Below are 9007 nucleotides of genomic sequence, written 5' to 3'. Positions count from 1 at the left end.
GACATCGATAATTTTTTGGCGAAAATCTACGGAATAGGGTCTCATAGGAAGCTGGTAAGTTCTATTATTTGTCTATTTGCTTTCCATTGTACTTCATAGCTCCAAGAATTGCTATAATTGGAACCAGTAGTAGCAATAACCAAATAGACTCAGAATCCGGTTTCAATCCCTAATAGGGTTTAAGATTAATTGGAACCTAATATTATTAATACTACTTATGCCTTGACCCACATTTGTTTCAATCCCTAATAGGGTTTAAGATTAATTGGAACTTTTTACAAAAGGAGTAGCGCAAATCATCTTTAAGTTTCAATCCCTAATAGGGTTTAAGATTAATTGGAACAACAAGGACTCAGCAATCCCGGCGAATCGCTCAATCTGTTTCAATCCCTAATAGGGTTTAAGATTAATTGGAACACTCCGAGCATCGGGCATTGCCCCGCACAAGGGCTGTTTCAATCCCTAATAGGGTTTAAGATTAATTGGAACGCTTGAGTGTTTAGGCTTTACTCTTGATAAAATAGTTTCAATCCCTAATAGGGTTTAAGATTAATTGGAACGGGGGAAAATTGGCAAGAAATAGCGGGCAATAGTTTGTTTCAATCCCTAATAGGGTTTAAGATTAATTGGAACTTGGAACGATTGCGAGAATTGAATGGTGAATTCAACAAAAGTTTCAATCCCTAATAGGGTTTAAGATTAATTGGAACCGGAGTTTTGAGCGAATCCGATGCCAAAAATATTGCTGTTTCAATCCCTAATAGGGTTTAAGATTAATTGGAACGGTAGTCAAGCAAGTCTTTAAAAATAGCTGCAAGCTGTTTCAATCCCTAATAGGGTTTAAGATTAATTGGAACGTGTATTTCAGCTTGTTGAGGATGCGATCAACCTCGTTTCAATCCCTAATAGGGTTTAAGATTAATTGGAACCAATTCGCCTAATTCTAAGCACCGATAAACTTTATAGTTTCAATCCCTAATAGGGTTTAAGATTAATTGGAACCAGCAAACTTGCTAAAACTTGATAAACTATGTAAAGTTTCAATCCCTAATAGGGTTTAAGATTAATTGGAACCTGAGCCGCTAACTGAAAAACTGAAATATTTAAAGTTTCAATCCCTAATAGGGTTTAAGATTAATTGGAACATGACTGCTGCCGTATTTGGGGAAACTCCAAGACTGTTTCAATCCCTAATAGGGTTTAAGATTAATTGGAACGTAATTTTTCCAGGGGCGGATCATACCCGCGTAGAGTTTCAATCCCTAATAGGGTTTAAGATTAATTGGAACCCCAACAGGAAACGGCTGTTCTTAATACTCTCAAGGGTTTCAATCCCTAATAGGGTTTAAGATTAATTGGAACCAAAGCTTCTTTGCAGATTAACGATCGCATTTTGGGTTTCAATCCCTAATAGGGTTTAAGATTAATTGGAACAACAAATAGACCAAAGTTAGGTGTTTCGTAGCCGCGTTTCAATCCCTAATAGGGTTTAAGATTAATTGGAACGCGCTCTTCGCTAATTGGCTGATCAAAGTATTCGGTTTCAATCCCTAATAGGGTTTAAGATTAATTGGAACCGTTGATCTTGAAAATCTTACTCAAGCAATGTTTGGGTTTCAATCCCTAATAGGGTTTAAGATTAATTGGAACTTAGCGGGCAACAAGATATACGTCTTATATTACCGTTTCAATCCCTAATAGGGTTTAAGATTAATTGGAACTACAGTAATTGGAGGGGTCACGGGTACTCGAAATCGTTTCAATCCCTAATAGGGTTTAAGATTAATTGGAACGACGCGCCCTTGATTGGGCAATATCGGAAGATAAGTTTCAATCCCTAATAGGGTTTAAGATTAATTGGAACGAGAATATACTAATTAAATTATCTTGATCATAATTTATACAAAGGGTTTCAATCCCTAATAGGGTTTAAGATTAATTGGAACCATTATGGACATTTGGTTGACATAAGAGGCGAATGCTCTGTTTCAATCCCTAATAGGGTTTAAGATTAATTGGAACTGTGATAATACTGGTGAATCGTTTTTTGTGAAGTGGTTTCAATCCCTAATAGGGTTTAAGATTAATTGGAACGGGGGAGATCGTTTTAGGCTTTTTGATCTTTAAAGTTTCAATCCCTAATAGGGTTTAAGATTAATTGGAACCTGTACACTTACCAGTTTACACACTCTGTCAACTTTTGTCGTTTCAATCCCTAATAGGGTTTAAGATTAATTGGAACTATAGCCCTAAAAATAGAGAGATTGAATCGAATATGTTTCAATCCCTAATAGGGTTTAAGATTAATTGGAACAATCGGATGTAAACAGGTATGTAAACAATCGAGTAGTTTCAATCCCTAATAGGGTTTAAGATTAATTGGAACCATTATACTCCCCCCGGTGATTGCTGGGGAGAAGTTTCAATCCCTAATAGGGTTTAAGATTAATTGGAACAAGACCAGATCGATAGCGTTGGGGGGGATATTTAGTTTCAATCCCTAATAGGGTTTAAGATTAATTGGAACCTGGTCCCACGGTTTATCGCGAGGGGAAACATGAGTTTCAATCCCTAATAGGGTTTAAGATTAATTGGAACTTGGATCAAATTTAGAATCGGCAAAGTCCTTAATGTTTCAATCCCTAATAGGGTTTAAGATTAATTGGAACAGGAGTAAAAAATGCCAGAATTCACTGGATCAATGTTTCAATCCCTAATAGGGTTTAAGATTAATTGGAACAGGTTATTAGACAAGAAAAAATCTCATTAGATTGAGGTTTCAATCCCTAATAGGGTTTAAGATTAATTGGAACCCGCAGTAAAAATCGTTTACGAACCAGGTGCTAAATTCGTTTCAATCCCTAATAGGGTTTAAGATTAATTGGAACGAGGCTCAAATAGTCGGGGGGTTATTAGCTCAAAATCGATTTGTTTCAATCCCTAATAGGGTTTAAGATTAATTGGAACAATCAATCACCAGAAACGATCTCTTATTGGATCAGGTTTCAATCCCTAGTAGGGTTTAAGATTAATTGGAACTAGCGGTAACAGGGATACCGTAGGGGTTTTTACGGGTTTCAATCCCTAGTAGGGTTTAAGATTAATTGGAACAGTTTTTTTAGATTGCGCTTTCTTCCCCCCGTGGGTTTCAATCCCTAGTAGGGTTTAAGATTAATTGGAACAAATCCGCAAAAGTTGCGAATTTGCCTTTTAAAGGGTTTCAATCCCTAGTAGGGTTTAAGATTAATTGGAACAGTTAGAAACCCGATCGCATTAAGCCCAATACTTTGGTTTCAATCCCTAGTAGGGTTTAAGATTAATTGGAACGCTGGAACTGCCTTAAAAGAGTTGCGTGATTCTCGTTTCAATCCCTAGTAGGGTTTAAGATTAATTGGAACATTCCCAGTCTTGTCGTTCAGGAATTGGTGGTCGTTGTTTCAATCCCTAGTAGGGTTTAAGATTAATTGGAACGGTGGTTTACTGCTCATGTTGACATTCCTTGTTTACTGGTTTCAATCCCTAGTAGGGTTTAAGATTAATTGGAACATTTGCTCCTAATAGTAATAGAAAAATTGATAGGTGTTTCAATCCCTAGTAGGGTTTAAGATTAATTGGAACAAGCAGACGCTCATAGGCATTATCGCCACTGCATGAGTTTCAATCCCTAGTAGGGTTTAAGATTAATTGGAACAAAAATCCTCGCCACGGCTCCGATCAGCCATTTCTTGTTTCAATCCCTAGTAGGGTTTAAGATTAATTGGAACAGGAGTAAAAAATGCCAGAATTCACTGGAACGATGTTTCAATCCCTAATAGGGTTTAAGATTAATTGGAACAAGCTGCGTGGCAAGAGATGTCAGCGTCAGATCGTAAGGCAGTTTCAATCCCTAATAGGGTTTAAGATTAATTGGAACTTGTACTGACATCCTTGCAGTGCTTTACCGTTGAGTTTCAATCCCTAATAGGGTTTAAGATTAATTGGAACTGTTAAGGGTTGAAACTAATATTGGCCAATCTTTTGTTTCAATCCCTAATAGGGTTTAAGATTAATTGGAACTCTTATCCCTTTGGAAGGGTAAGGAAAGAAGGGTTGTTTCAATCCCTAATAGGGTTTAAGATTAATTGGAACCGTAAGGATTGTCCAAATGCTGAGATAATTCTTGTTTCAATCCCTAATAGGGTTTAAGATTAATTGGAACAAGATAATCATCTAAGGTTTAGTATTGTCAAAAAGTTTCAATCCCTAATAGGGTTTAAGATTAATTGGAACCAAAATGATTGCTACTAATCCCATCCCATGCAAACGTTTCAATCCCTAATAGGGTTTAAGATTAATTGGAACATCAATATATCCTTTTACAAGAGAATCAATTACCCGTTTCAATCCCTAGTAGGGTTTAAGATTAATTGGAACCTTAGCAGGAGTCCACCCTGTACAGATAGCAATATGTTTCAATCCCTAGTAGGGTTTAAGATTAATTGGAACTAGATAACCGAGATACCCAGAGACAATTGCTGTAATGTTTCAATCCCTAGTAGGGTTTAAGATTAATTGGAACATTTTTGGTTTGATAAATGCGTTGTTATGTTTCCAGTTTCAATCCCTAGTAGGGTTTAAGATTAATTGGAACAAGGGGCATCACTTCCTTCTACTGAATCTTTAATGTTTCAATCCCTAGTAGGGTTTAAGATTAATTGGAACCTGCTGGCAAAAGGGTGTAAAGTATTAAAGTTTTGAAGTTTCAATCCCTAGTAGGGTTTAAGATTAATTGGAACCCCTGCTGCGTAAGCAATATCAATATAGTCAATCCGTTTCAATCCCTAGTAGGGTTTAAGATTAATTGGAACGTGTTAACAGCTTAATGGGACGCGCCCGGAATAGGGTTTCAATCCCTAGTAGGGTTTAAGATTAATTGGAACAATACCGATCAGGCGGTAAGGGGAACGACCGGCGTTTCAATCCCTAGTAGGGTTTAAGATTAATTGGAACCTGGAAAGCAAGATTTCAATGCCATCAAAGCTTTTCTGTTTCAATCCCTAGTAGGGTTTAAGATTAATTGGAACGGGAATAGTCGCCTAGTTTCCACATGGCTCACTTATGTTTCAATCCCTAGTAGGGTTTAAGATTAATTGGAACCTGAGTTGGTCCGCTCGGATTTATCTAAGCCGTAAGTTTCAATCCCTAGTAGGGTTTAAGATTAATTGGAACATTGTTGGTTTTCGTGGTAAATTGTTCGTCCATACTTGTTTCAATCCCTAGTAGGGTTTAAGATTAATTGGAACAATTCCAGAAAGCCAATTAAGAGAGGCAATTCGAGTTTCAATCCCTAGTAGGGTTTAAGATTAATTGGAACCATTAGGCGGTTTCCTCCGCCGTTTTTTTTATGTTTCAATCCCTAGTAGGGTTTAAGATTAATTGGAACATTGGCTTATCCTTATCTAGTTTGGCAAAAGCACTGTTTCAATCCCTAGTAGGGTTTAAGATTAATTGGAACTTTCTCGATACTCAGATCAAAAATCTAGAATATAATCTGCTGTTTCAATCCCTAGTAGGGTTTAAGATTAATTGGAACTATCCCACAATGCCGGGGGATTTTGCCAATTGTAAAGTTTCAATCCCTAGTAGGGTTTAAGATTAATTGGAACCTGTTTACTCTTATGTTTACGATTTTTAACTCTCTTGTTTCAATCCCTAGTAGGGTTTAAGATTAATTGGAACTCAGTTTGTTTGTGTCGCTAGGTGGCTGAATCCGATGTTTCAATCCCTAGTAGGGTTTAAGATTAATTGGAACCGCCCAGTGGTAAAAGCTATACGCTATGGGATTTTCAAGGTTCGTATGCGCCGCACCCGCAATAAACCCATTGTACAGCAAGTGACCCAGTTCTTCAAGACCCCGCAAAACCTTACGGGATAAGGTGCGCCCCGCGTTGGAAAGGAAAATCATCTCGAATCTATATTGCATAAGCTTTTCAGCCACCAGATAATAGTTAAGGATTTTTACAGCTACCCGGAAGCGCAACCGAGCTAAACAAAAAAAATTGTATTATCCCGGGGTAACTCACCACCGATGCGTTCCACTTTACCCCGACAACAGGCGCAGAGAAAATAAAAGCGGATGCTATCGGTATCGGGTTTGATCAACTTACTCAAGCGCCCGCGCAGCTTAGCGTACTGGGTATCGGTTAGATCGCACTCAAAAACACTATACTGCACCCGTTGGCCGTAGGACTTTAACGTATTGTGAATTTTGGTTCGTCGCTTATCGTCGGAAATATCGTAACTGATAACAAAATACATGACCGCCTCTATCTACTTTAAAATCAAGGGTGGATACTTATCCGTCTCGTCCATCAGATATTTCGCCATTAGTCGGGCCTGAATCTCGAAAGCTTCTTGATAAGTACACTGTTTACCCATTACTGGATGCTTAAACTTCGATTGTTTCTTCTGTTCGTACAAGCGCAGGAAAATCTGTAAACCTTCTCTCGTCAAGGAAACCGCACCGCTTAAGGGTTCGGTGGTGAAATGTTCGGGGGTAAGATAAGGATGATTGACCCCATTGAGAACCACGGCATCAACGACGATCGCTCTAAATTCTTCCATCAGATCTAGTGCCAGCGAGGGGCGACCGTAGCGTTGATAGTGAAGATAACCGAGATAGGGGTCAAAACCGACCAAATTGATCGCACTCTGCACGTCATGGCGCAATAACGCATAACCCAGACTCAAAAGAGAATTGACCGGATCTCGCGGGGGGCGACGGTTACGCGAGGCAAAGGTAAAAGTATCACCGAGAATTAAGGAATCAAAACAACTGAAATAGGCTGCGCTTCCCGCTCCCTCTAACCCCCGGAGAGAATCGATCGCCGAGGTTGTTGCGATCGAGCCGATCGCTGCTTCTAGACAAGCGATCGCAGTTTGTAAATCCAACTCTTTTCGATCGCGTTGACGACGGAGCAGAATGTTGCGGTAATTCTTCAGCTTGCCGCGGACGAATCCCCGCACTAAATGAATGGCTTTCGGAGAATCGCCGGCGGCCTGCCATTGCGCTCGACGAACGAAAATATTTTTGGTCATCTCCGGTTCCAATCTACCGAGATAGCGTCCGGTGGATGTGACGAAACTGAGCGGAATATGACGTTCCAACAATTCGATCACCAATGCGGGAGAAACTGAACCCCGTCCGAAAATCACCACTCCTTCCACGTTCAATAGAGGTACATCGAGTATCGTTTCCTTGGATGCTTTGACCGTTAAACGCTCGTCATTTTTGCCGAGAAATGCGTCTTCTTTGGTCACATATACCGTTCCCATATTTTTTAGTCTTCCTCTCGATATCGTTGGACTTTTTCGGTTAATCGGGGCAAGCAGCGATCAAACAAACTGCATCCCTTGCAGCGGGGTGAATAGACCGCCGGGGGCATTTTTCCCGTCTGGATCAGGGTTTCAACTGCTCGGATCGTAGCGATCGCCCGTTGCCGTAAAGCAAGATCGATCGCCACCGGTTGACGCTGGTGAGAACTGGCATAGTAGATATAGCCGGTATCTAGCCTTTTTCCAGTCATTTCTTCCAAACAGATGGCTTGAGCGCACACCTGCAACTCGTCGTTATCCCATTCGCCTTTACTGCCCCGTTTGTATTCCACGGGGATAAATTCACCGTCGTGGGACTCGATCAGATCGGCTTTACCGATGAGACGGTAATTGTCTGATTTAAGCCAGATCGCCCGAATTTGCCATATTTCCTCGCGGTTTGCCGCCCCGACGGTGTGAACTCGCTCGTGTAAATTTGTTCCCTCGATCGTATAGCTATTATCGAGAAATTCCCCAGCGACGAACATTCTCCAACAACGGTGGGGACAGTAGGCGTAATGGTTGAGAGCGGCGATCGGTATGTAGTCAGATTCATCCATGGCTATCTTTTATCTTTAGAAATTCTGCGAGTCATCCCCATTCCCATGGTGGTTTTCCGTCCCACTCCCGCGTAGAGGGCAAAATCCGCCAGTACATTAATCGCTTTAATCTTTGCGGGTTCCACCTCTCCCAAAAGACGATAGTGAATCTCGCCTACACAACCGAACGACTGGTTTTTATAGGCTTCGTCGGCTAATTTCGTTTGAATATCGAAGAAACTGGGAAAAATCGACTCTAGGGCAATAGAATCGAAGGGGATACCGCTATAGCGATTCCAACGACCGAGAAGGCTATTAAACACCAGTTCCCGCGTCGGTAAGGCACTATCGAATTTTCCCTGCCGGAAGGTGACGGGGGTGGCGAAAAGGAAATCAAATTCCCGATTCGTTTCCGAGGCGTTTTCATACAGGTATTGATAAGTACAAGAGTTCGCCCAGGGTTGAACCGATTGCGGGGTGGCGAGGACGCTAGTGATAACCAGATCGGCGGAACCGAGATGCCAGGGGTGTTTTGGATTGAGATTCAACCAGAGCGAGGTTAATTTACCGAATAATCGGTCATCGAGCAGAGAAATCCGCCACCAGCAGGGAGTTTCGGGGGCGATTGGCCGTTCGTATCGCCACTGCGGGGAATTTATCGTTTTTCCCCCGGATTGCATCTGTAGTGGCGATAAGGTAAAAGCTTTATCTGCCTCGGCTGCGTGTAGAATTTTCCCTAATTCCTGATCAACACTACTGACAAGGGTAAGGAATAGCGCGTGAAGGTGTCGTCCGGTGAGAAAATTCGGATAGATCGGCGATCGGGGTGTGAGATTGAGAACGAGACTGTAGGGCATTAACTTAATCGGGCCTTGGCAAAAATTTGTCTGGGGGTTAGGGTTAAATCGGGGAGGAGAATATCGCTAATTTCGTCATCGCCTTTTTTAATCGCCGGGGGTGCATCGGGATAGAAAATTGTGATCTGCTTGGCCCGGAGATCGACGATCCAGACGCGACTGACTCCCGCTTTTAGGTAGTCCACGGCTTTTTCGCTCAGGCTGCTGAAAGATTGTTCCGGAGAGATAATTTCGATGACTAATTCCGGGGGAACGGGA

General features: G+C 41.2%; 5 protein-coding genes and 1 CRISPR repeat array. All 5 genes read right to left on the bottom strand.

Annotation, left to right across the window (positions count from 1 at the left end; translation table 11 throughout):
* Nucleotides 1–159: 159 nt before the first annotated feature.
* Nucleotides 160–5791: a CRISPR direct-repeat array (repeat unit 37 nt; unit sequence GTTTCAATCCCTAATAGGGTTTAAGATTAATTGGAAC).
* A gap of 233 nt (nt 5792–6024) precedes the next feature.
* On the bottom strand, nt 6025–6297 hold the full coding sequence (cas2, locus tag EWV68_RS06105; protein ID WP_046663050.1) for a CRISPR-associated endonuclease Cas2: 273 nt from the start codon (nt 6295–6297) through the stop codon (nt 6025–6027).
* A gap of 12 nt (nt 6298–6309) precedes the next feature.
* Nucleotides 6310–7314, bottom strand: coding sequence for a type I-D CRISPR-associated endonuclease Cas1d (gene cas1d, locus EWV68_RS06100; RefSeq protein ID WP_287706269.1), 1005 nt, complete (start codon nt 7312–7314; stop codon nt 6310–6312).
* 5 nt (nt 7315–7319) lie between these two features.
* Nucleotides 7320–7913 (bottom strand): CRISPR-associated protein Cas4, encoded by a 594-nt coding sequence (gene cas4, locus EWV68_RS06095; RefSeq protein WP_002778669.1) that lies wholly within the window; start codon nt 7911–7913, stop codon nt 7320–7322.
* A 2-nt stretch (nt 7914–7915) separates the two neighbouring features.
* Nucleotides 7916–8749, bottom strand: a complete 834-nt coding sequence (gene cas6 / locus EWV68_RS06090; protein WP_287169190.1) for a CRISPR-associated endoribonuclease Cas6 — start codon at nt 8747–8749, stop codon at nt 7916–7918.
* Nucleotides 8749–9007 (bottom strand): Uma2 family endonuclease (locus EWV68_RS06085; RefSeq protein ID WP_287169188.1); only part of this gene is annotated, 259 nt, incomplete at its 5' end. The genes cas6 and EWV68_RS06085, both read right to left, overlap by 1 nt.

The sequence above is a fragment of the Microcystis sp. M_QC_C_20170808_M9Col genome (assembly GCF_007095495.1).
GTDB classification, from domain to species: Bacteria; Cyanobacteriota; Cyanobacteriia; order Cyanobacteriales; family Microcystaceae; genus Microcystis; species Microcystis aeruginosa.
This window is presented reverse-complemented; position numbering and strand designations above follow the sequence as displayed.